Source organism: Ruminococcus sp. RTP21358st1_G6_RTP21358_211008 (assembly GCF_040908885.1).
GTDB classification, from domain to species: Bacteria; Bacillota; Clostridia; order Lachnospirales; family Lachnospiraceae; genus Blautia_A; species Blautia_A faecis.
Genome location: NZ_JBDGDM010000001.1, coordinates 132,700 through 157,637, shown reverse-complemented (window position 1 = coordinate 157,637; position 24,938 = coordinate 132,700). Strand labels below are relative to the sequence as shown.

The 24,938-nt window shown below is 44.3% G+C and carries 14 protein-coding genes; all 14 read left to right on the top strand.

All coding sequences use genetic code 11. The annotated features are described in order from the left end of the window. Positions 1-237 precede the first annotated feature (237 nt). The 14 genes from AB5Z12_RS00670 to AB5Z12_RS00605 all read left to right on the top strand — a co-directional run bounded on the left by AB5Z12_RS00670 (position 238) and on the right by AB5Z12_RS00605 (position 24,932). A complete protein-coding gene (locus AB5Z12_RS00670; RefSeq protein WP_148461356.1) occupies positions 238-462 on the top strand; it encodes a hypothetical protein in 225 nt (74 codons plus the stop codon). Between the two features lie 293 nt (positions 463-755). Next, positions 756-1,979 carry a M28 family metallopeptidase gene (locus AB5Z12_RS00665; protein WP_368356790.1) on the top strand — a complete coding sequence of 408 codons (1,224 nt, stop codon included), beginning with the start codon at positions 756-758 and terminating at the stop codon, positions 1,977-1,979. Positions 1,980-1,991: 12 nt separating this feature from the next. Continuing rightward, positions 1,992-2,528, top strand: coding sequence for a hypothetical protein (locus tag AB5Z12_RS00660; RefSeq protein ID WP_368356791.1), 537 nt, complete (start codon positions 1,992-1,994; stop codon positions 2,526-2,528). A gap of 53 nt (positions 2,529-2,581) precedes the next feature. After that, the gene (locus tag AB5Z12_RS00655) at positions 2,582-3,373 is read left to right on the top strand and encodes a LytR/AlgR family response regulator transcription factor (RefSeq protein ID WP_368368527.1); all 792 of its coding nucleotides are present in this window, start codon (positions 2,582-2,584) and stop codon (positions 3,371-3,373) included. 200 nt (positions 3,374-3,573) lie between these two features. Then, entirely contained in the window at positions 3,574-3,795 is a 222-nt protein-coding gene (locus AB5Z12_RS00650) for a hypothetical protein (protein WP_187565353.1), read from the top strand. A gap of 445 nt (positions 3,796-4,240) precedes the next feature. Then, complete coding sequence (cysK, locus tag AB5Z12_RS00645) at positions 4,241-5,170, top strand: cysteine synthase A (RefSeq protein WP_368356792.1); 930 nt, start codon at positions 4,241-4,243, stop codon at positions 5,168-5,170. A 419-nt stretch (positions 5,171-5,589) separates the two neighbouring features. After that, positions 5,590-6,249, top strand: coding sequence for a hypothetical protein (locus tag AB5Z12_RS00640; RefSeq protein ID WP_173770577.1), 660 nt, complete (start codon positions 5,590-5,592; stop codon positions 6,247-6,249). Beyond that, a complete protein-coding gene (locus AB5Z12_RS00635; RefSeq protein ID WP_368356793.1) occupies positions 6,246-9,959 on the top strand; it encodes a leucine-rich repeat protein in 3,714 nt (1,237 codons plus the stop codon). The genes AB5Z12_RS00640 and AB5Z12_RS00635 overlap by 4 nt, the downstream gene beginning before the upstream one ends. Positions 9,960-10,447: 488 nt before the next feature. Further along, positions 10,448-13,036: a leucine-rich repeat protein gene (locus AB5Z12_RS00630; protein ID WP_368356794.1), complete on the top strand. Its 2,589-nt coding sequence runs from the start codon at positions 10,448-10,450 to the stop codon at positions 13,034-13,036. Positions 13,037-13,141: 105 nt separating this feature from the next. Beyond that, complete coding sequence (locus AB5Z12_RS00625) at positions 13,142-16,030, top strand: tetratricopeptide repeat protein (RefSeq protein WP_368356795.1); 2,889 nt, start codon at positions 13,142-13,144, stop codon at positions 16,028-16,030. 205 nt (positions 16,031-16,235) lie between these two features. Next, positions 16,236-17,060: an ATP-dependent sacrificial sulfur transferase LarE gene (larE, locus tag AB5Z12_RS00620; protein ID WP_195478252.1), complete on the top strand. Its 825-nt coding sequence runs from the start codon at positions 16,236-16,238 to the stop codon at positions 17,058-17,060. A 246-nt stretch (positions 17,061-17,306) separates the two neighbouring features. Next, positions 17,307-19,202: a leucine-rich repeat domain-containing protein gene (locus AB5Z12_RS00615; protein ID WP_187565334.1), complete on the top strand. Its 1,896-nt coding sequence runs from the start codon at positions 17,307-17,309 to the stop codon at positions 19,200-19,202. A 320-nt stretch (positions 19,203-19,522) separates the two neighbouring features. Further along, positions 19,523-20,980 carry an ABC transporter substrate-binding protein gene (locus tag AB5Z12_RS00610; RefSeq protein WP_227200121.1) on the top strand — a complete coding sequence of 486 codons (1,458 nt, stop codon included), beginning with the start codon at positions 19,523-19,525 and terminating at the stop codon, positions 20,978-20,980. 58 nt (positions 20,981-21,038) lie between these two features. Continuing rightward, a complete protein-coding gene (locus AB5Z12_RS00605) occupies positions 21,039-24,932 on the top strand; it encodes an ATP-binding protein (RefSeq protein ID WP_368356796.1) in 3,894 nt (1,297 codons plus the stop codon). Positions 24,933-24,938 lie beyond the last annotated feature (6 nt).

Below are 24,938 nucleotides of genomic sequence, written 5' to 3'. Positions count from 1 at the left end.
ATTATATTTGGTTATTTGTGGGGGGAGACAGATATAAAAAGAAGCATGACTGTCAAGAAGGAGATTGGATGCAATCTTTAAACGCACTATTAGTAAAACATTGGAAAAGGCATTTTATGGTCAATCATATGAAGTGAAAATTTTATGGTCCCTTCTTGTATTCTGAATTTGTGCGTGTTACTATGAACTTGTAGATATCTTTTGATCTGTGAAGCGTTTCCTGCGTAAGGAGGAAAAATGAGCAGAAAGCCACAGAACAAAAGAAAAAGAGACACTGCTTACCATCCGGAGCTGCATACAAGAGATGTGAACAGCCGTGAGATTTTCAAAAACGATACACTTGCCAGCCAGTTTTTGAGAAATTATACGAATATTCCATTGTTTGCGAATGTTCAGCCTGAAGATATCAAGGATGTATCCAGCAAATCAACTCTATTTACAGCAATGCGCCGGAAGCGATAAAAGAAATTTACAAGAAGATTTTATGGACTTTACTAATAAAGATGAATGTGCCCGTGGACGAGGCAAGAGAGATGATGGGCGAGATTGGAGGTCGTGGAATGGGTTATCTGTTTGAAAAAAGAGCAAATGTAACCGAAAACTAAATTTAAGTAAGGGAAACAAATCACGATGAAAGGTATTAATACGTAAAATGTTATAAACTTAAGTGAAATTTATAAAAACAAACCTCCGGTTCTCAGGGACACTCTGAGAGCCGGAGATTTTATCTTCAATTCACAAAGGAGAAAACCATCATGAATTTATCCAATATTTTCGAATCCACCGATTTCGTCCACGCCAGTGGCACGAAGGAGGAACTGCAGGTTGCTGAATTTCTGAAAGCGCAGTGCGAGGCACTGGGAGTGCCAGCGAGGCTGGAGGCTTTTCGGGTTGCTATGGGAGAGATTGAATCTGCGCATTTGTTTGCAGATGGGAAGGAAATCACCTGTAAGGCGTTTAACTGCTGTGGCAGCGGCAGCGTAGAGGGAGAGCTTTATTATATGCCGGGAACGGATCCTGTTTCCATAGCAGGTGCAAAAGATAAAATTGTACTGATGGACACTCAGGGAGTTGGATTTTTTGTTTACCAGGACCTGATAAAAGCAGGAGCAAAGGGAATTATTTTCCAGTACGGAAATATGTATTATCCAAATACAGATATTGATCAGCGCGATCTGCGCGAAGCCGTTGTAGGGGAAGAACGGAAAGTTCTTTGCGCCATGATCCATTCCAGCCAGGCAGTAGAACTGGTGAAAAATAAGGTGAAGAACATTCGTCTGGAGGTTTCCCAGAAAGAGTACGACGGAGAGTCCCACAATGTAATTGCAGAGCTTCCTGGCAGACGGGACGAGTTTATTGTGCTTAGTGCCCATTACGATTCCACTTCTTTATCCCACGGCGCTTATGACAACATGAGTGGCTGCGCAGGTTTGCTTGGAATTATGGAACAGCTGAAGGGAAAAGAACTAAACTATGGTCTTCGTTTCGTATTCTGCGGAAGTGAGGAGAGAGGGCTTCTGGGCTCTAAAGCATATGTGAAGGAGCATAAAGAGGAACTGGACAAAATAGTGCTGAACATTAATCTGGATATGATTGGAACTTATATGGGTAAATTTATCTCCTGTGTTTCCGCAGAGGACAAGCTGGCACATTATATATCTTATATGGCAGCAGAAATCGGTTTTCCAATTGAGGCAAAGACCGGAGTGTATTCCAGTGATTCTACACCTTTTGCAGACAGCGGAATTCCGGCACTCTCTTTTGCCAGAATTGCCAGCTCCAATGTGGCACCAATTCATTGCCGCTATGATGTGAAGGAGGTTATGTCCATGGAGCAGCTACAGGGGGATATTGATTTTCTGGTGAAGTTTACAGAACGTTTTGCAAATGCAGCAGTGTGTCCGGTTGCAAGGGAGATTCCGGAGAAAATCAAGAAAGAACTGGATGAGTATCTTGCAAGAAAAAGAAAAGAGCAGTAGGGGAGGCATCCTATGAGTTACATAACCACATACACAAGAAACCATTTCAATCCGGTTCATCCGGAGGCGGAGAAGATCGATATTCAGGATATTGCACATGCGTTGTCGCTGACCTGTAGGGGAAATGGACATGTAAGTTCTTTCTGGTCTGTTGGGGAGCATTGTATTTGCTGTGCGAAAGAGGCTCTTGGGCGAGGGTATTCCAATCGTCAGGCGCTGGCTTGTCTTTTGCATGATGCCAGTGAGTGCTATATGTCAGATGTGCCCCGTCCGCTGAAGCAGGAGATGCCCAGATACCGTGAGGTGGAAGAGCAGCTGCTTCAGGTGATTTATAAGAAATTTCTGGGAAGCAGTCTGACTGATGAAGAAGCGCAGCATCTGAAAGAAATCGATGATGATCTTCTCTGGTATGATTTAGAGGTTCTTCTGGAAGAGAAACAACCGGGGGATGCACCGAAGCTGCACTTTGAGCTGGATTATACAGTGCGGCCGTTTGTTGAAGTAGAGCAGGAATATCTGGAAATGTTTCAAAAACTGAGCGAATCATAAAAGACAGATTTTTACTCGGAGAATGCGGCATTTATTATGCAGAAATATGAGGGATGGCAGATTCAGAAACAGACCTCAGACAGATTCTATGGGAGGAACAACACATGAACCAGGAGATAAAAATAGCGGTTTGTGATGACCTTGCGGAAGACAGGGAGAATATCACCCGGCTGCTTTCGGAATACACAGACAAAAATAACCTATATGTGAAAATAGAAGAATTTTCTTCCGGGGAGGCATTTTTATCCTCAGATACATCTGTTTATTCACTGGTTTTTATGGATATTTTTATGAGTGGGATGAACGGTATGGAGACGGCGAAGAAGCTGATTTCAAGAAACAGCCGGGTGCAGATCGTGTTCGGGAGCACCAGTACGGAGTTTGCAGCAGAGGCCTTTGATATTGAGGCGCTTCATTACATGGTGAAGCCAGTGAGAAAAGAGAAGCTGTTTCACATTCTGGATCGCTTTTTTGACAGTGTCTACTCCCTGCGGACTGTGAACGTGAAAGTGGGACGGCTGGAGGAGAGCATTTACATTTCCGATATTCTGTATGCAGAAGCAGATGGAAAACGAGCGAAAATTCACACGAAAAAGGGCGTGATAGATGCTTCCATGTCTATGGCAGATCTGGAAGAGGTTCTGCCAGCCAATGAGTTTTGCCGCCCGATCCGGTGGGCGCTGGTTTCCATGAGGGAAATCGTGGCTATGCCTACGGATATTCTGAAGCTGTCGGATAAGACAGAAATCCCCATCAGTCGTCTTAAGCGAAAGGAAATCCAGGATGCTTTTGCAAATTATAGCTGGCGAAGTACGAGACGGCGCATGCGGGGCGGAATCCTGTAAAAGAATTTGCAGACTACGTATAATTATAAAAGGAAAAACTTTATAGCGTGTTTGAAAAAAGGTTTTCTGTAAAATATACGTTATAATCTGCAGGCGAAACTTGAAGCGAAATATTGAGAGAACGTTTCGGACATGTTATGATGTGGAAAATATGAAAAATCTTTAGAAAACAATTTTTTGAAAGCGGAGGACATCATACTATGGGAAAAATTATTAATTTATCATCCGTACTGGAAAAAGAAGAGAAATTACAGCAGGTTGTAGATTACATGGAGGAACTGAAAGACCAGTTTTCAGATTTGATCCAGGAGTATGAGGATGATGGCGCAGATGTAAGGAAAGTCGATACACTGACTGAGGCTCTGGACGCGCTGGAAGATGCATATGAGATGGTCTGTGAAGTTGCTGAGGAAGAGGAGTGATAATTTATTAAAAATAAGGTACATTCAGCTAAAAACACGAAACAACACAACGTGTTAATTAGTACTGGGTGTACTTTTCTTGTATATTGTGGAGATTTTGTAGTGTATAGAAATCGTACAAGCGTCGCTACGCGACGGCTCTAATGTTACTGTGAACTTTGTTCACAAAAAACACCTCGCGGAATGTTACCAGTGAACAGTAACGCTCCAATCTATTTTCTTATATAAAATCCCAAAAACCTATTGACATAGTGGGTTAATAGTGGTAATATCCATTTAACGAATAAATAACCCAGTAAATCAATACGGAATATCGACAATTATTGCCGAAGAAGCAAGCTGGCAGTTACTGGGGGCAGATACAGACATAACAGGCGGGCCGCCATACGGCGACATCACCTCGAATAAATGTAAAGCGGCCGCAGGCGCCGGGAAAGGAATGGATATGGCATACTATAAGGGAACACTTGGATTAATCGGAAACACCCCACTTGTAGAGGTTACTAATATTGAGAAGGAGCTTGGACTGGAAGCTACTGTTCTTGTGAAGCTGGAATACTTTAACCCGGCAGGAAGCGTTAAGGACAGAATTGCCAAGGCTATGATCGAGGATGCAGAGCAGAAGGGAATCCTGAAGGAAGGTTCCGTAATCATTGAGCCAACTTCTGGAAATACCGGAATCGGTCTGGCATCTATCGCAGCAGCTAAGGGATACAGAATCATCCTCACCATGCCAGAGACCATGAGTGTTGAGCGTCGCAACATTCTGAAAGCATACGGCGCAGAGCTTGTTCTTACCGATGGAACCAAGGGAATGAAAGGTGCCATTGCCAGGGCCAACGAACTGGCAGAGGAGATTCCGAACAGCTTCATCCCAGGACAGTTTGTGAACCCGGCGAACCCGGCAGTGCACAAGGCGACTACAGGTCCGGAGATCTGGAAGGACACTGAGGGAAAGGTTGATATCTTCATCGCAGGTGTTGGTACAGGCGGAACCCTTACCGGAACAGGCGGATATCTGAAAGAGCAGAACCCGAATGTGAAAATTGTAGCACTTGAGCCTTCTACCTCCCCGGTATTATCTGAGGGAAAAGCAGGTCCGCACAAGATCCAGGGAATCGGTGCCGGATTTGTTCCGGATGTTCTGAATACCAAGGTTTATGATGAGATTTATAAAGCAGAGGCTGATGAGGCATTTGCCACAGCGAAGCTTCTTGCACACAAAGAAGGAATCCTGGTTGGAATTTCTTCCGGAGCTGCGTTAAAAGCCGCAATCGACTATGCAAAGAAGCCTGAGAATAAGGGCAAAGTGATCGTAGCCCTTCTTCCGGATACTGGTGACAGATACTATTCTACACCACTGTTCACTGAATAAAGATACATTGTAAACATACGGTAACTGTGAAGGCATTGCGCAGTTATAGTTTACCAAATAAGAAGCCTCACTATCTGATATCGCTTATACAGAGTTGTTATCAGAGCGGTGAGGCTTTTTTGCGTAATATTACGCTATTATTTTATTTGGTTAGCAACTGTACCGTCAGCATTGATAGTACAATTATCGGTCGGATTGAACTCGAGAATGTACATAAAAATTGCATGCTTATACATAAAAACGACAACTAACTTTTCCGGCGCCGTTTGTGATTGTAAGGGGAAAATAGCTATGCTAAAATGGATTTAGTCAATTATCAAAAATAAATGTAATTGTTCAGTGCTAATTTTCAAAATGCTTTGTATTTCGGCATTTGATTCTGACCAGTTATAAATGAATTTAAGGGAGAGAAAAGAATTATGAAAAGGAAGGCAATCAGCCGGATACTTGCAATTTCGCTGAGTGTTGCAATGTGTGCACAAAGCATTCCGATTTATGCGGCAGAAGAAATTGGGACTTCAGCTGCAGCGGACTTCTTCGCAGAAGATTCTATTGAAAACCAGAGTTTGAATGAAGGCGACGCGGAAACTAACACGGAAACCAACACAGAAACCAACGCGGAAACTAACACGGAATCTAATACAGAAACCAACACGAAAGCCGATGCGACAACCGGCATATCGGAAGCGTATACGTTGGAAGAGAGTAATTCAGCGACCACATCGGAGGAAACGGTTACTGACGAGGATGGATTCTGGTCTGGAGAATCAGAAACAGTTGAATCTTCAGCAAATGGTTCTGGTGGATGGGAATCTGCGGAAATGGATGGAGCAGAAGCGGGAGATGAGGCGGTAAAGCGAGATGCTGCAGCTTTTGTTTCGGGCGACGTGGAAGAAAACGTAGAGGAAACTGGAGAGACAAATGAATTGGAAGAGGCTCTTTCTGAATCGGCAGAGATGACAGAAGGTGATTTTTCCTATGTAATTGTAAATAACAGTTATGCGCGTATTACCAGATATTCCGGAAGTGCCACCAGCGTTCAGGTTCCGTCTACCATAGGTGGTTATGCGGTCAGGTGATCGGAGCGAGAGCATTCCAGGGAAATACAGTGCTGGAAAGTGTGGAGCTTCCCGATGGTCTTACCACCATATACGCCTATGCATTTGAAAACTGTACCAGTATCACCAGCATACATCTGCCAGACAGCATCACCACATTGGGCTATAAAGTCTTTGGAGGCTGCAGCAATCTTGTCAGTGCCAATTATCCGGTGAACTGGGTAAACAGCCCCAGTGGAAACGGATCGAACAGCTATGAATATGGAAATGTATTTTCCGGCTGTCCGAAGCTGACCGGGATAGAGATTCCGGAAGGAGTAAAGGTAATCGCACCCCACAGCTTTGCAAGCTTAACCACACTAACCAGTGTAACGTTGCCATCAAGCCTGACCGAAATCGGTGCATACGCATTCGCAGGAGCAACCGGTCTCACAGAAGTAACGCTTCCTTCCAATACCAAGACGATAAGAGATTATGCATTTGCCGACTGCGCAGGTTTAAAGGATATTTACATTCCAGATTCCACTACTGATATCAGGAAAGCTGTATTCGAAAACTGCCCACAGCTGACGATACATTGCAGTTATTATTCTATGGCAACCATATATGCCATTGAAAATAATATTCCATTTGAGCAAATTGGAACTTATACGGACAGCGCCGAAACCGTCCTGGATCGTTCAGGCACCAGCTATTACGGAGACTTCGGAAGTGCCACAGCCAATGGATATGTGGCCATGACAGTACGCTATAACATAAAAGACACATGGAAATCTGCAGTAAGCGACCTGAATGTGAAGCTGGTTCTTCCTTCCAACGGAGAGCTTGACGAATCCACATTAAAGGTGGATGGGGAGTTATGCCAGAACTATAATTTAAAGGACAGGACACTGACCATTCCTGTGAAAGGCACCTCAGGAATTATCCGTTTCAGCATCAAAGCACAGAATCAGTCAGCTGCTCGCAGTTATGCCATTTTAAATTACAGAAAGAATAGAAACTCCAGCCAGGAAATCATTGGTGTATTGAATGAAAGCATTAATCTGTTCACCATAGATGCACCAGATGTTGTATCAAAGCCAACCGTAAATGTTTCCGGTATGGCAAATGCTGGAGGAACTGTTACCCTGCTTGTGGATGAGAAAGAACAGCAGACAGTCCAGGTATCAAAGGCCGGCTTATGGTCTGCCGTCCTTACACTGGAAAATCCTTCCAACTATGAGACATATAAGATCAAAGCACTCTGCACACAGGCAGATGGTACAACAGAAACAAGAACTGCCGCAGTTACCTATAATGAAGGAGAACCCTCAATCGAGTCCTTCAAAATGTACTATAATGAGCATGACAAAATAAAATCCTACGATCTGACAAAGACAGACGGAGTAACACCTTTGGTGTATTACCTTCCGAAAAGCAAATTTGACTATGAGCTTACCTTTGAAAACCCGGATCAGATAAAGACTCTGTACGTTACAAGCACCAGAAACAACCAAACGAAATATCTGGAAGCAACCTATGATCCGGAAAAAAATGCGTTTGTGACAGACGGATATTTCGATGAATCCGATCACAACTATGTTCCTGGTGTGATCAGCTATGAATATAACAAAAAAGTTCCAGAAGTAAAAATGGGACAGGATGTTGACTGGGAGGCTTTGCAGAAAGGACTTCCCGAAGGCGCAGAAAATGATATTACGGTAAGGAAAAATACAGCAACGGATTATGACGCAACCATTGATCTCAGTAAATTCGGGGAAGATCTGAAAGATGTAGGACTGGATGTCACCATCAGCGTGTTTGACGAGAGCAACAGCTCCAGTATGGGAACATGGAAGGGATTGATCGACGAAGCCAATAAAGATATGGGCTATCTGATCCCGGGGTATGATGACAGCAAGTATATCTGCAACCTGGATTATTCCGACAAAGGCACCTGGTATATGCTGGTAAAGGATGTTACCGGAAATAAATACATTGGATTTATGCTGGACACTGCTACAGATAATGCCGGTACCCTGGATCAGTACTGGACACTTTCCCAGATTTCCTCCCACCTGTCAACAATAAATAAGGGAGCGTCTATGTTATATCAGAACTATCAGATTGAGAAAGACATGGATGAGCTGAGAAAAGACGTACTGGCTTCCGGCGGTAACTATTCCGACCAGGAATTAAAGGAGAAATTGAAAGCTGTGGATAATCTGGAGAGTGACCAGAAAATGTTTATGATCATGACAGCGATGATTCCACTGGTCGTAGCCGGAGGTGCGATGGGCGCAGGTCCGGTAATTGCGCTGACTGCCATATTGGGAACGATTACAGCAGCTTCCTCATTATTCTGGGATATCAGAAAAGCAGATATTAAAGGGGAAAAATTCAAGCTTCGTTTTGTAGTAGATCCAAGCGGCTATGTGTTTGATCTTTCCACAGGAGAGAGAATTGAGGATGTTACCGTAACAGCTTACTGGATTCCATATGATGAATCTGATGATTTCTGGAATAAAACGCCGTCCCCATCCGAGTATGGAACGAAATGGAATGCGGGGGAGTATAACCAGTACAATCCTCTTCAGACAAATGCAGACGGAAAATATGCATGGGATGTGCCGGAAGGCTGGTGGAGAGTAAAATACGAGAAAGAGGGATATGAAACTACATGGAGTGACTGGATGACCGTTCCGCCTCTTCGAACCGAAGTGAATATCGGTATGGTATCGCAGACAAAACCGTCGGTAGAGCACAGCTGGGATAACGGAACGGTAGTCATAGCAGCGACTTGTACTTCCACAGGAATTATCAGCTATGAGTGCACGGACTGCCATATTACCAGAACTGAGGTTTTACCGGTGAATCCGGACGCCCACAGCTGGGATAACGGAAATGTGACAAAGGAAGCCACCTGTACTGAGGAAGGTATCAGAACCTTTACCTGTGTGAACTGCAGACAAACCAGAACCGAGAAGCTGCCCGCGAAGGGACATGGGGAAACAGAGGTCAGAGGGAAAAAAGCAGCAACCTGTGCAAGTGAAGGCTATACAGGCGACACTTATTGTAAGATCTGCGGAACCAGATTAAGCGGCGGTGAAACAATCGCGAAGACAGAACATACCTGGGGAGAATGGGAAAAGACATCAGATGCTACCGTATTTGCAGCTCAGAAAGAGAAAAGAATCTGTAAGCTCTGCCAGACCACAGAAGAAAGAGACAATGGAAATCCGCTGACTTCCAAAATGACACTTACAGCCTCTAGCCTGAAAATGAAAATAAAACAGACCACAAAAGTGCTCAAGATTTCCAGCATGGAGAGTGGGGACTATGTAGCATCTGTGGTTTCAGGCAACAGTAAACTTCTGAAAGTAAGCTCCTACACCAAAGACGGTGCAGTTACGCTGAAGGCTCAGAAGAAAACAGGAAAGACGAAACTTACAGTGACTCTGGCTGGCGGTGCAGTAAAAACTGTGAATGTTACCATCCAGAAGGGAACTGTGAAAACCACCAAAATTTCAGGTGTACCGAAGAAAATCACCTTAAAGAAAGGGAAGAAACAGACCCTGGCATCGGTTCTGGCACCAATCACAACCCAGCAGAAAGTGACCTACACCACATCTAATAAGAAAGTCTGCACTGTGACAAAAGGTGGTGTAATTACAGCGAAGAAAAAAGGTACTGCAAAAGTTACGGTACGCTCCGGCAGAAAAAAGGTGGTTATTACAGTCAAAGTGCGGTAAGTTGCAAGAGCGCGAAGCGGGCTACGCCTACTGAAAGAAAACAAAATATACCGTAAAGCGGGGCGTGCAGATTGTAAGAATGATTAAGGGGCAGACTTTAGAACTGCCAATATTACAGGATGTATGATGCCTCTGATAAACTGCCGTGTCTGATATGTTTAAGAAACATATTGAACACGGCAGTTTTTTCAAACAGGATAACTGTTTAGTATCTTCACACTGCCTTCTGGATAGTTGTCAAACAGGTTGTGTTGTGCATAAAAAAAGCAATCTTGTGCATAAAAACCGTAACCTTTCCCACCATTATTGTCTCAAAAATTCAATTATGATATTCTTTTTATGAGAAAAAAAGAGCAATTTTCCAGCTTTTGAAAATTTGCTGGTGCTATTCAGAGCCACGAAGCGTGTTGCTGTGAACGGAGTGAACAGTAACCCAAATGGATTTTTGAACAGTTATAATTGCCGAAAAAATAAGGGGGAATGAAAGAGTGAAAAAACAAATTTCAAAATGTGTGAAAATGCTGTTCCTTGGCATTATCATGTGCCTGGGTATGGCGCTTAGCGTGCATGCAGAAGGCTCAGGACAGTTTTTCCAGTTCGACGGCGAAAAGTGGAACAAGGAAGAATTTTCCTGGACAGACAGTCAGGGGCAGATCTGGTATGCCCATGAATATGGAACAAATGGAGAAGCTATTATCAGCGCAGTAACCGAGGCTGTTATGGAACTGCAGGTTCCGTCATATGTGTATAAGGATGGTGTGGCGAAGAAGGTAATTGGAATCGGTAAGTATTTTCCGGATTCAGAATATGATTACACATGGGACCGGTTTAGCTGTTTCTATTACGATGGAAAGTATGGCAACGGAATGCTGTATAAGTTGATTCTTCCGGATACACTCTGCTATGTGATGCCCAATGCATTTTCAACAGGTGGCAGCTGGTTTGACGGACTGGCAGCCGTTCAGCTGCCGCAGAATCCACGGCTTGTAATTGGAGAAGGTGCGTTTTATGGGGATAAGAATCTTCAAATCGTGCATTTTAATGACGCAGTAGGCGGTGCACAGCCTGTAAAAATCGAGAAGCAGGCATTTGGTAACTGTCCGAAACTGGAAGAGATAACGTTTCCGCCAACAGGAGCTTATAACGAGATTGATAAAGAAGCTTTTTACAGTTATGGGGAATGTTGTAACCTGAAAAGAATTTACAATGCCCCATCCGAGCTGGAACTGGGCTGGGATCAGTACTGTGCCGGTGTTGAGGAGGTTTCCTTTGCAGAAGGACTTACATATGTCGGTGGAATTTCGACTATTGTAGCTTCTGAATGGAATGAGGATGGAAGTCCCTCGCGCGGACAGGGAGAATACATTAAAACACTGAAAAAAGTAACGTTGCCCTCCACACTGAAGGAAATTGGCTGGGACGCATTTAAGGATAACAAGAACCTTACTTACATCAATCTCCCGGAGGGCTTAACCACTATTGGAAGTTATGCTTTTGCAGGCTGTACAGCGCTTACAGGTTTTACCTCTCTTCCGGCAAGCGTAAGCGGAGGTATCGGAGAAGGTGCATTTATGGGCTGCAAGAACCTCCATCTTGAAAATATATATATTCATGGAACTGACAGCCTGAAATATCAGTTCACCGACAGTGGAATTGTAAGTATCCGCATTGGTGCTGATGTAACATATACAGTTGGTGCAATGTTCAAGGGCTGCACAAGCTTAAAAGAAATCACAGTTGACGCAGGACATCCGTACCTTTCTTCCCAGGACGGTGTGCTTTACAGTAAGGTCTATAAAAGCAGCGGAGGGGAAGTGGCTGGCAGAAGTATTTTCACCTATCCTGCAGGAAAAAGCTGGGCAGGAAGCTATACACTTCCGTCAGATGTAGTATTGTTAGGCGGTTTTGCATTTGATTCCTGTAAATTTACAGAGATTCACATTCCGGCCCGTGTACTGGATCTGGATTATGACTCTATGGCTTCTATAGGAGATACGAACACATATTATGCCTTTGATTCTATCAAAGACAGCTGTAAATTATACGTTGTAAAAAATTCTTATGTGGACAATTACTTTAATACACGTTATCATTTTTATTATGAAAATGGTGATGTGCTTCCAATCAGTTATGATCTGGCTGGCGGAACAAATGACAGCTCCAACCCATCCACTTTCACAGGTGGAAACAGTATTGAGCTGAAAGCGCCTACACGAAGCGGTTATACCTTTACCGGATGGACGACAGTAGATGCGGATGAAGAAGTAAATTCTTCCGGTTCTTACACACCATCAATGGGTGAACTGGTAAGCGGTGTTAAACTGACTGCAAACTGGAAAAAGAACCCAGATCCTACCAAGGCACCAGAACCGACGAAAACCCCGGCGGCAGAGCCGACAAAAGCTCCGAATGCAGAGCCGACCAAGGCTCCATCTGCTCCGGAACCGACGAAGACTCCGAACGCTTCTGATAATAATCAGAACACTGTAATTCCATCCAAGCTTCCGAAGCTTACCGGAACCAAGGCCACCAATGTACTTACCGATGGTGCCAAGATTTCCTGGAAGCGGATTGCAAGAGCAACCGGATATCAGATCACAATTTCCACTGACAAGAAATTCAAGAAAAATGTAAAGAATTACATTGTTGAGGAAAATAAAAACAATGAACTGATCTACGGTTTGAAATCTGGAAAGACCTATTATGTAAAAGTAAGAGCAGTCGCACAGGGCGGCGGCAAGAAGGTTACTGGAAAGTATAGCAAGGCTGTTAAGTTTACAACTTATGTTGTGCCGAAGGTAAAGAAGATCAGTGTAAAGAATAACAAGAAGGGCACGATCACCATTACGGCGTCCAAGGTAAAAGGTGCTGCCGGATATGCGTTTGTGGTTACCGCAGATTCCAATCTTTACGATATTGTGGACATCAAGGAATCCAAAAAGAATACGGTAACTGTGAAGAACCTGACGAAGGGACATACCTATTATATACGTGCGTGTGCATATAAGCTGAACAAGCAGAAACAGAAGGTGTTTGGCGTGTACGCAAAGAAAGCTAAGATTACAATCAAAAAATAAGAAATCAGTTGTTGTATTTAGTTACCTGCAAAAAGTGCTGCTGGTCAGGTGACCAGCAGACAGTAATAAAAAAGGAACTGTGTTTACAACCGGAGAGAACGTGACATGAAAAAAGATGAGCAGACAAATGTGTTGCTTTCGCTGAAAAACTTATATCGGTTGTTTACCGTGAAAGATTATCCGGTCTATTCTACCGGAATTCTGGGAGAAAAAAGTAAAAAAGGTCTGACTCTGGTCAGATTCTGGGATGAATATCTTCTCTATGAGTGGAAAGGCACCAGACACGGAAAAATGATTTTTCGAAAGGATGGAAGCCAGAACCGTTATCATTCGGAATTTTGTAATCGCAAGGAAAGCTTTCCCTTGTATCATATATACATAGAGGAAGTGCTGGAAGGTCTGAATACGGAGACATTTGGCAGTCAGGTACTGATTTTTGAAAAATTCCTGAAAGAGAAAAATTATAACCATTCTGTGTTTGTACAGAAGCTGAGAAAATTTCTGGGCATGGTCATGGAGTCAGATCCATGGCTGTCCCAAGAGTGTGGGGAAAAGCTGATCTTCTGGATCGATTACATAGAGAAAAAACAGAAGGATTTTTCCCAGTCCTTTGGGGATGCCTGGCTGTTTACCCTGCTTAGTCTGCACGCGATGGCGGGGCCGGAAATATCCGGGGCAAAAATGAAACTGGTAAGAAACCGTGAAGACTTAAAGCCGGAATATATCTGGAGCTGTATTTATCAGGAATCCGGGGAAACCAGGCAGAGCTTTCTCACCCTGCGAAACTGTGAATTGTTCCGGAAATCTGTGAAAGCCAGCCATTTCTTTGGCAGAGAAGAAGAGTTATATGACTTGAAAGAGATGTTCTTCAATTCCGGAAAGTATCTGATTTCCGGAATTGGAGGAATTGGAAAAACAGAACTCATGCGTCAGCTTGTGAGCTGGATGGAGCAGGAAGAAGTAAAGTGCCGGATCGCAGCTGTTCAGTATGAGGAGAATCTGGCGGCCAGTTTTTCCAGAAGTTTTCTGAATCTTACTGGTGAGAGCGTGGAAGAAAGATTTCACGAAAGTATCTATCATCTGTCAGAAGAGCATCAGGAAAAAACAGTGCTTTTTCTGGATAATATGAACCATACGGAAGAGGAAGATCCTTACCTGTCAGAACTGAAAGATCTGCCGTGCACTATATTTGTTACTTCACGTCAGAAACATCTGGATGGGTTTACTACATTTGGCATAAAGGCACCGCAAAAAAGTGCCTTAAGTTTGATTTTTCGTGACAATTACAACAAAATACTTTCCAGAGAGGAAAAAGACCGGCTGAGTCGTTTGCTGGAAAAAGAGATTTTTCAGCATCCTCTGACATTGAAGCTTCTTGGAAAAGCGGGGACCTACTATTTTGGTAATTGGGATTATCTGGAAGAAGAGCTGCAGAATAACTGGAATGATGTTGCAGAAGAGTCCGGACTCATTGATATGTACCGTGGGCTGTACAAACTGGCTGATATTGGAGAAACCGGAAGCCAGCTGGCGAGGATGTTCGCGCTTCTGCCGTATCAGGAAATTGACCGGAATTTTACTGTGATGTTTTTCCAGGGATTTTTGAAGAAAAACGAAACTCTGGGAGAGGCGCTTGGCAGACTGGTGAAATTCGGTTGGCTGGAAGATACGGGAAATGGTTACCGTATGCATCCTGTAATTGCAGAGAGTCTGTGTACAAAGGATTTTTCAGAAGCTGAGTTTCAGCCATTCTGGGAACGGGCACAGAAGTGCTTTTTCCCGAAACAGGCATCGAAAGACGAGGATCCTCGTATGGAGGAAATTGCGTGGCTTGTCTTCCAGGGAATTTCCAGAGTACAGGGAGCGGTCAGTGGCCAGCTTGTGGCACTGGCGGCAGAGGCTGCCCGATATCTGGAGCTGCCGGTTCCTATGTGCGGGAAAATCCAGAAATTGGAAAAAAGATGTGCACAGATTTCCAATGAGACGAAGTTTATGGTAGCGTGTCTGACAGAGACAAAACCTGAACAAAACGAAGAATATATAGAACTCTTCCGCGAACAGCTGAAAAAGAGAACGCTATCATCGGAATGGATGTTGTTTGCTATAAGTGATTTTTGCAATAGGCTGGAGCAAAGCAGTAATTATGAGTGTTACCGGGAGATCTGTGATTTAATTTTTCAACAGAAGGATAATATTGATTATAAAATTGGATATGCGCTTTTGCAGACGAATATGCAGATGTTAAAGCTTAATGTGAAAAAGGCTGAAATGTGGGCAGAACGTGGAATCCTCATGTGTGTACAATGGGGGCATAGCCAGAGAATACTGGATTTTCTTTATCCAAAAGCAGAATGTCATATGTTTTTTCAGGAAAAAGAAAAGCTGGCAGATTGTCTGGAAAAAATAGAGCAGATACAACAGATACAAAGAAAGCGTCAGGGTGAGAGTGAGTATGCAATATGGCAGCTTCGTGGTCAGCTTGCAGCTATGGATCAGAATATGGAAGAAGCCGCCTATTGTATGGAACAAGCAACGGACAGGTGCAAAATGTACTGTGGTGAGAAAAATCAGATGTATTCTGCCCTGTCAGAGGAACTGGCACGAATGTATAATGCTGCCGGACGAAGGGAAGAGTCGTTGGCATGTCATCTTGCGGTTCGCAATCAGCTGCTTAAGAATGGCTATCGTGAGGGTTCTATGCTTCTGATGGTGGACAACAATATGAGTGTAGTCTACCTGGACCTGGGAAGACCGGAAGAAGCGATCCCATATCTGACAGAGGCGCTGGAGCTTACGAAGGAAAATGGACTTGTAGGTTCGGCAGTTGCAGAGCCTACCTGGAATCTGGCACGCGTTTACCGTGCACTTGGAGATGAAGAAAAAGAAGATATATATCTGAAAGCCGCCGTTGAAGGCTTCCGGGAATGCTATCCGCCGGAGCATCCCAAGCGGATCGCAGCTGAACAGAGACTGAAAGAACGCCAGGGGGAATGAACCTGGCGTTCTTTCTGCTTTTATGGAAAGATGTGCGACGGTATACTTAAAGCTGACTACAACTAATCCTATTGACATACTAGGATACTTTATAGTAACATAAATCAAAATCGTCCCAGCTCTTTGCGCGAAGGATATTTTTTGTCTGAAAGGGAAAGATGGAGCTGGGGAGAGACTAAATTTACTGCCACAGGAGGCTAATCATATGAGCGAAATCACTGCAACCAAAGAGCAGCAGAATAAATACGAAGCTTTAAAAGAATACTTACGCAGTCTGGGAAGTGTGGCTGTGGCTTTTTCAAGCGGGGTGGACTCTACGTTTCTTTTGAAAACAGCACACGATGTGCTGGGGGATAAATGTATCGCGATTACTGCCATGTCCTGTTCTTTCCCGAAGAGAGAACTGGAAGAGGCGAAGACCTTCTGTGAGAAGGAAGGAATCCGCCACATTACAGTAGAGTCTGAAGAACTGGAAATTGAGGGCTTCTGCCAGAACCCGACTAACCGTTGCTATATCTGCAAGAAAGAATTATTTGAGAAAATCTGGGACATTGCCACAAAAGAGGGGCTGAATGCAGTGGCAGAGGGTTCCAACATGGACGACAATGGTGATTACAGACCTGGTTTACAGGCTGTTGCAGAGCTTGGAGTTAAGAGCCCGCTGCGCCATAGCGAATTATATAAAGAAGACATCCGCGCCCTGTCCAAAGACCTTGACCTTCCCACCTGGGAGAAACAATCCTTCGCCTGTCTTTCTTCCCGTTTTGTATACGGTGAGACTATCACGAAGGAGAAACTTGGTATGGTAGACAAGGCAGAACAGCTTCTTCTGGATCTGGGATTTCATCAGCTTCGTGTGCGTATTCATGGTACATTGGCACGAATTGAAGTATTGCCAGATGAACTCCAGAAAGTCCTGGAGAACCGCAACCAGATCGTGAAAGCATTCAAAGAATACGGCTTCACATACGTGACCATGGATCTTCAGGGATACCGAATGGGAAGTATGAATGAGACATTGAAGAAATAGTTTTCGACTTATGAATTATCGTCTATACTATGCTGTTAGTTAATTGCTTTAAATGCTGTTTTGCTTTATCATTAAATTAATCGTCTGACAAATTTTGGGAGGGAGTATGCTGCGGGCTCATTTGCAGAATAGCAGGTTATCCATTTAGAGGAAGCGTTTATTGTTATGCAACAGATATTAATGGAAAAATCTTTGCCTCTGGAGTGTGTTTGAAAGGACGAAAAAAAGAATAGCGAGGTAAAGCGTATGAGAAACAGACGACTGGCATTGGCTGCAGCATTGCTGCTGGCAATCACAAGTGCAGACGGAGCAGCACTGGCAGTAAGTGGAGCTGATTTTTCTTCTGAGGAAGTAGCAGAAGCAGTTTTTGACGAAGTGGAGAATGAGGGTCTGGACAATCAGGATGAGGTTCAGGAACAGGTTCAGACTCCGGAGATGGATCAGGTGGAGGAACAGTCATCCGAGGATTCATTCTCAGATGCGTCTGGCATGGAAACAGCTGCAGAATGGCAGAACGAGGAAGCGGCAACAGCAGACGAAGCTCTGGTTTTTTCAGATGGAGAAGACACAGGAATTACCTATACCTTGTCAGATGATGGGAAACTGGTAATTTCCGGAACTGGAAGCATAGCAGATGATGCATTTGCTGGCAACACTAAGATAACAAGTGTGGTTATCTCAGAAGGAGTGACAGGCATTGGTTCCGGTGCATTTACTGGCTGCACCAATCTGACAAGTGTGACAATTCCAGAAGGCGTAACCGTCATAGATGGTATGACCTTTGGCAATTGCACCAGTCTGACAAGCGTAACCATTCCGGGAACGGTAACCTCTATAGAAGTTCAGGCATTCTGGAAGTGCAGCAGTTTGACAAGCATAACTATTCCTGCAAGCGTAACGAGCATTGGAAGCGGTGTATTCCAGGGGTGTACCAGTCTGACAAGTGTAAAGCTTTCAGAGGGCCTGACCAGAATTGGAGATCAGACTTTTGGCAGATGTAATGCGTTAGAAACCATAGAAATCCCGGCAAGTTTGACATCTATAGGAAATGATGCGTTTAAAAACTGTGCCAAGCTGAGAAGTATCCGCTGCTATGCAAATAGCAGCACGTGGCAGCCCAGATACATTTGTGATTCAAATACAACCGTATATTACAGTTACAATCCGAACCATACCCATTCCTACAAGTCACATGTGATAAAAATGAGTGGCTGTACCTATTCGGGATCTGAAGAAGAAATCTGTGAATTTTGCGGTGATTACTATACAAAAGAAACACCGGCACTTGGTCATGACTGGAACCGTGGGGAAACAACAGAAGATGCTTCCTGTGAAAGTGACGGAGAAAAAACTTATACCTGCAGAAGATGTGGTGACAAAAAGAAAGAGACAATTCCAGCAACCGGACATAGCTGGGTAAGGTCATGGCATGAAGATGCAACCTGTACAGATGACGGAGTCGATGAATACACCTGCAGATATTGCGATACGGAAAAGAGAACTACAATAAAAGCAACCGGACATAAATTTTCTGCATGGGCAGTAACACAGGAAGCAACTGTGGATGAGGAAGAAGTCCAGACACGTACCTGCAGTGCATGCGGTGAGCAGGAAACAAAAATTACCCGGGACAGACTGCAGCCAACAATGAAATTGAATCAGTCCAGTATTGTGCTGAAGACCGGACAGAAGACGAAGTGTCTGAAAGTAACCGGGCTTGCAAAGGGAGATTTCATTTCCACCTGGAGTACGGATAACTGGAGTATTGCAGATGTATCTGTTAGTTCAGATGGAACCTGTAACATTACCGCCGGTAAAACTACAGGCAAAACCCGTATTCACATATACCTGAACAGCGGATATGAAAAGTCTGTTACCGTAAAAGTCCAGAAAACCGCTGTAAAAACCACAAAGATCAAAGGTGTGCCGAAAACACTGAAATTAAAGAAAAATCAGAAATATTCCCTGAAACCGGTTTTAAAACCAGTAACAAGCAAAGAAAAAATCACCTACAAATCCAGCTCCTCCAAGGTGGTAAAGGTAGATTCCAAGGGCAGAATTACTGCAAAGAAAAAAGGAACAGCCGTAATTACGGTGAAAGCAGGGAAGAAAACAGTTAAGTGTAAGGTGACTGTGAAATAACGTATATTTTGAAAGGACAGGAATGAAATATTTTCTGTCCTTTTTCATGAATATTTATTGATTCTTTTTCTCACATTTCCTATAATAAGCCTATGTGTTATAAATTTACCCATGTGACATGTAAAAACGCCGGAAAGGATATTGTATCCCGTAGAAGTCAGCGATGCATTTTACCTGTTGCAGGGGCTTTTTGTTTTGAAGATTTGGGATTTCAAACACGCTCTGGTCTGCCATGGCAGCAGGTCTTTGGACAGTGTTGCAGACAGAAGTATATATTGAGTTAAGCTGCGGTATCAGGTGCCGTGAGGGAGTAAAAGAGTATGAAGAAAAAATGTGTGGCAATGATGTTAATCGCAATAATGACCGCATCTTTAGCTGGCTGTGGAAGCAGCAAGGACGGAAGCGGTAAATCTGTAAAGCTGGATTCGGATCACCCGGTGTCCCTGACGATCTGGCATTATTACAACGGTGCCCAACAGGCAATGTTTGACACCCTTGTAAAGGAATTTAATGCCTCCGTTGGAAAAGAGGAGGGTATCTACGTGGAGAGCTACAGTCAGGGTTCCGTATCCGACCTTGAGGAAGCAGTCAACAGCTCTTTGAACGGAGAAGTAGGAGCAGAAGAACTGCCGGATATTTTTTCTTCCTATTCTGATACTGCTTACGCAGTACAGCAGCAGGATAAGCTGGCAGACCTTTCCGTGTATTTTACAGAAGATGAGTTGTCCAGGTATGTAGATTCCTACATCCAGGAGGGCTATTTTAACCAGGATGGCGCTTTATATCTTTTCCCAGTTGCCAAATCCACAGAGATCACCATGATCAATAAGACTGACTGGGAGCCTTTTGCAGAAGCCACTGGAACTACAGTGGAGGAACTTGCCACTACAGAAGGTATTGCAGAGGTTGCACAGCGCTACTATGAGTGGACGGATGAGCAGACCCCGGATGTGCCGGACGATGGAAAAGCATTCTACGGCAGAGACTCCATGTCCAACTATTTTATCATTGGCATGAAGCAGATGGGAAAGGAAATTTTCCAGGTGAAAGATGGAAAAATGACCTTAAACACAGACGAAGATCTGATCCGCCGCCTTTGGGATAATTACTATGTACCATATATGAAGGGCTATTTCGCATCTCTTGGAAAATTCCGTTCCGATGATGTGAAGACAGGAGATATTCTTGCATACACGGGCTCCACATCTTCTGCCGTATACTTCCCGGATACCGTGGAAATAGGGAATAAAAGCTATCCGATTGATTACATCGTATGTGATTCTCCGGTTATGGAGGGCGGCGAGAACATAAAAGTTCAGCAAGGTGCCGGAATGGCAGTGACCAAGTCTGATGAGGAACATGAGTATGCTGCAAGTGTATTCCTGAAATGGTTCACACAGAAGAACCAGAACCTGCGCTTTGTATGCGAATCCTCCTATATGCCGGTTCTGAAAGAAGCCAACAGCGTAGACGCACTGGATTCCGTTATTAAAGAGAATAATATAGAAGTCAACCAGAAGGTTTACGATTGTTTTACAACGGAAATGGAAGACTTTGATAAAACAAGTTTCTATACAATTGGAGCCTTTGACAATAGCTACAGTGCCCGTAAGATCCTGGATTATTCTCTGGCTGACAAGGCAAAGGCTGATAAAGATGCCATGGACGATGCAATCGCAGACGGAGAGAGCCGGGAAGAGGCTCTTGCACAGTATCTGACAGATGAGAATTTCCAGAGCTGGTATACAGAATTCTGCCATAGCCTGGAGTGTATTTGAAAAAACATTCAAAGTGGTTTTTTAGACAGATTCTGGACATAAGGAGGTGCGGAGGACTGTGAAGAAAAAGAAATCTCTTTGGAACATATTTCTGATTCCTATACTGATCATTGTGTTTGTACAGGGTGCAGTCCCATTCCTGTCATTGATTTTCAGCGGAATCCGCTCAAACATGGAGAATGCGGTTATCGGTCTGGATAGTCATACGGTGGAGAACCGTAAGGTAGTTCTGGAGAACGACATGATCGAGCAGTGGAGCAGCGTGTACAAGGAAAGTGATAGTCTTTCCTCAGCGCTGACAAAGGTATTGAGCAATCATCAGATGGATATGCAGGGCTTCATGGGCTCAGGGAGAGTCCAGGAGGAATATCTGGAAACAGTTTTTTACGATATGGTGGAGGTTTTGCAGTACAATTCCACTTCTGGAATTTTTCTGGTTCTGGGAAATGACGGTGATACAGATTCGGAAGGGGAATACAAAGGCTTCTGGGTGAGAGACTCAGATCCCCAGACCAAAACGGCTTCCCGCACGGACCTGCTGATGGAGCGTGGAAGTAAGGTACTGTCGCAGAATATGTCCATTTCACTGGATACTTCCTGGCATACAGATTTCCACTTCCAGGGCAATGGGAAAAGAGATGCCGATGACTTTTTTTACCAGCCATATATAACAGCAGAAAATTACGTTGATTCCCGCACCAGTATGAAAAATCTGGGCTATTGGTCGAAGCCGTTTATTCTGGAAGATTTCTATAAGGATAACCATAAGATGATCACATATTCGGCACCTCTTGTTTATGATAAAACCGTTTACGGTGTGCTTGGAATTGAAGTGGGAGTGAATGATCTGACCAAATTTTTTCAGGTAAAAGATCTGGATTCCGATCTGAATGCAGGATTTGCCCTTGTGGTAGACCATGGAAATGGAAATTATGAGGGAATTGCCGGTGAGGGTGCGCTGTATGATGCAGTTTCCCGGGACGGAAGTGACTTTGTTCTGGAGGAGCCGGTGCAGGAGAATTTGCGGCTGGTACAGGGGGCTGCCATTGGGAAACAGCAGATTTACGGACTTGTGAGCAATCTGGAGCTGTACAGCAGAAATGTGCCGTATGAAGATACGCAGTGGGCATTGTGCGGTTTTGTTACAGAGGATTCTGTGTATGGATTGATTTCCGATGTTTATGAGAGAATTCTGGGAGCGATTCTGGGAAGTGCCCTGATGGCAGTTATTCTGGTTTATTTTCTTGTCCAGTATGCGACGGAACCGGTTTACCATCTGGTGGAGAGTGTACGAGGCGGAGTGAAGGGAATTCACGGTTTTCAGGAGTCAGGTATTCAGGAGCTTGATGAGCTCCATAAAGTGATAGAGAATCTGACGGATACCCAGATGCAGACAGAGAATCAGCTTCTGGAGGAAAAGGAGCGCTATCGGATTGCGGTAGAAAGTTCCCAGGATGCCTTTTTTACCTACAAATGTAAGGAAAAACTGCTGGAAATAGTTAACAGTAAAGGCAATGACGGTGTATGGGACTGCGGAAAGCATCCGGAATTTCTTGATAATGACAGTATCCATCCGGCAGATAAGGCAAAGCTGGTGAACGCAGTAAAAAGCTCAGACGGCGTTCTGGATGTTGACTTTCGTCTGCAGCATGCCAATGGAGAATTTCAGTGGGTAAATCTATCCGGAAGCATTACTTTTGATGAGAATAAAGAGCGCAGCAGGGTCGTTGGCTGTATTCACAATGTGCATCAGCACAAGCTTCTGGAGCAGGCGCAGAAAAGAAAGCAGATTTATGACTCCATTACCTCTTTTTACCGCCTTGGAAGCGGACTGGAAGTTGTGGAAACACTGTGTCGGGATGACCCGGAAGGGGTACTGGTACTTCTGGAAATCCAGCAGTTTTCCAAAATCGATGAGCGCTATGGCCTGATCTTCGGAGATATTATTCTGGAGCAGTTTGCCGGTCTGCTGGCGAAGCGCTTCCAGGAGGACGGTTTAAACGGTGGTATTTATATCAGGGCTGGTGCAGACCAGATGCTGGTATGGCTGCCGGTATGTACGACCGGACCGATCGTGAGAAGTGTGCAGGGACTGGAAAAGGAGTTTGGGGCGCTTACAGATGAGAAGCATCTGTCCCTTTCCCTGAAATGTGGAATCGCAGTTACAGGCAGCAGAAATTCGCTGTCTGAGGCACTTGAACAGACGAAGACTGCTCTTACAGCTGCACGTCATGGAAAGCAGGAAATCATGTTCTATGAGGAGCTTTCAACGGTGGAAAAAGCCTGTGCGGTTGATGTGGCATTTGCGGAGGTGGCTTCTCTGGAACGTCTGAAGGAAATGACACTTTCCTCTATAGCTCTGAACCTGTTTGACAGAGATGGTGATACTTCTGTGGTTCTGGATATTCTGGCGTTGAAGCTGCAGGAGAAATACCATCTGACAGACATTGTGATCACCCATTTCAACGGGGAATATATGGTAAATAACCTGCTGTACTGCTGGAAAACCTGGGAGAAAAAGGATGGCTGGGACGGTATGGTCCACTGTTCTGAGAAGCAATACCAGCACTTTGTGGAGACACAGGAAATGCAGCAGCTTCTGACTTCCGGGGAAAGCATATGGAAAGAGCCGCTGATTCAGCCTTTTGCTTCAGGCAGAAACGATATTGTATTCCATATGACAGATAACGGACAGTATTCCGGAAGTATTGTATTCCGGGACATTGACCAGGATGTTCTGGAGAAAAAAGAAGAGTGTAAGTGTCTGGAAGAAATCAGCGCAATTATTCAAAACCGGTTGAATCTGGAGCGTCACGATCTTTCTGCCAAGGCGAAATCGGATTTCCTGGCCCGTATGTCTCATGAGATCCGTACTCCTATGAACGGTATTATAGGTATGACGGAGATTGCATTGAAAGATGGACAGACTGAGGAGCGGCGAATCGATTGTCTGAGAAAAATCGAGTACTCCTCGGAATATCTGCTTGGACTTATCAACGATATTCTGGATATGTCCAAGATTGAGAGCGGAAAGATGAGGCTGATCGAAGAAAAATGCAATCTCATGGAGATGATACAGGGACTTCGTCCTTTGCTGGAAGCGAAGCTGAACGAAAATAACATTCAGTATATAGCAGATATCCAGCTGAAAAACCATTGGTTTATGGCAGATTCCCTGCGGCTGAACCAGGTTCTGGTAAATCTTCTGGGAAATGCGCTGAAGTATTCCAGACCAGATGGACATGTGTGGCTGACCGTTCGCGAGACAGAAGAAGAGAAAGGCTTTTCCAATCTGTATTTTCAGGTCAGGGATGATGGAATTGGAATTGCACCTGAGAAACAGCAGCTTATTTTCCGGCAGTTTGAGCAGGCGGATAATTCTGAAAATGCAAGAAAACAGGGCACTGGTCTTGGTCTTGCCATCAGCAGAAGAATTGTGCGGATGATGGATTCCGATATTAAGTTGGAAAGTGAGCCTGGTAAGGGAAGCAGCTTCAGCTTTAACGTGAAGCTTCAGCCGGTAAGCGGAGAGAAGACTACGGTCACCAGCCAGCCGGAGGAGATCAGCTTCCCGGGAAAAAGAATCCTGGTGGTTGAGGATAATGAGCTGAATATGGAAATTATCTGTACGATTCTTGAAAATTACGGAATTAAAACCGAGCAGGCAGTTAACGGAAAAGAAGCTGTGCGGCGCATGGAAGAATCCGTTCCCGGATATTACGATATGATCTTTATGGATATTATGATGCCGGAAATGGACGGACTGGAAGCAACCCGGACCATCCGGAATCTGGATCGTGAGGATTGCAAAAAGATTCCGATTTACGCAATGAGCGCCAACGCTTTTGACGAGGATGTGAAACGTTCCCTGGCAAGCGGTATGAACGGACATCTTTCCAAGCCTGTGAATCTGCAGGTGCTGGAGAAAACGCTGCAGAAAGTGCTGGGATAAAAATAA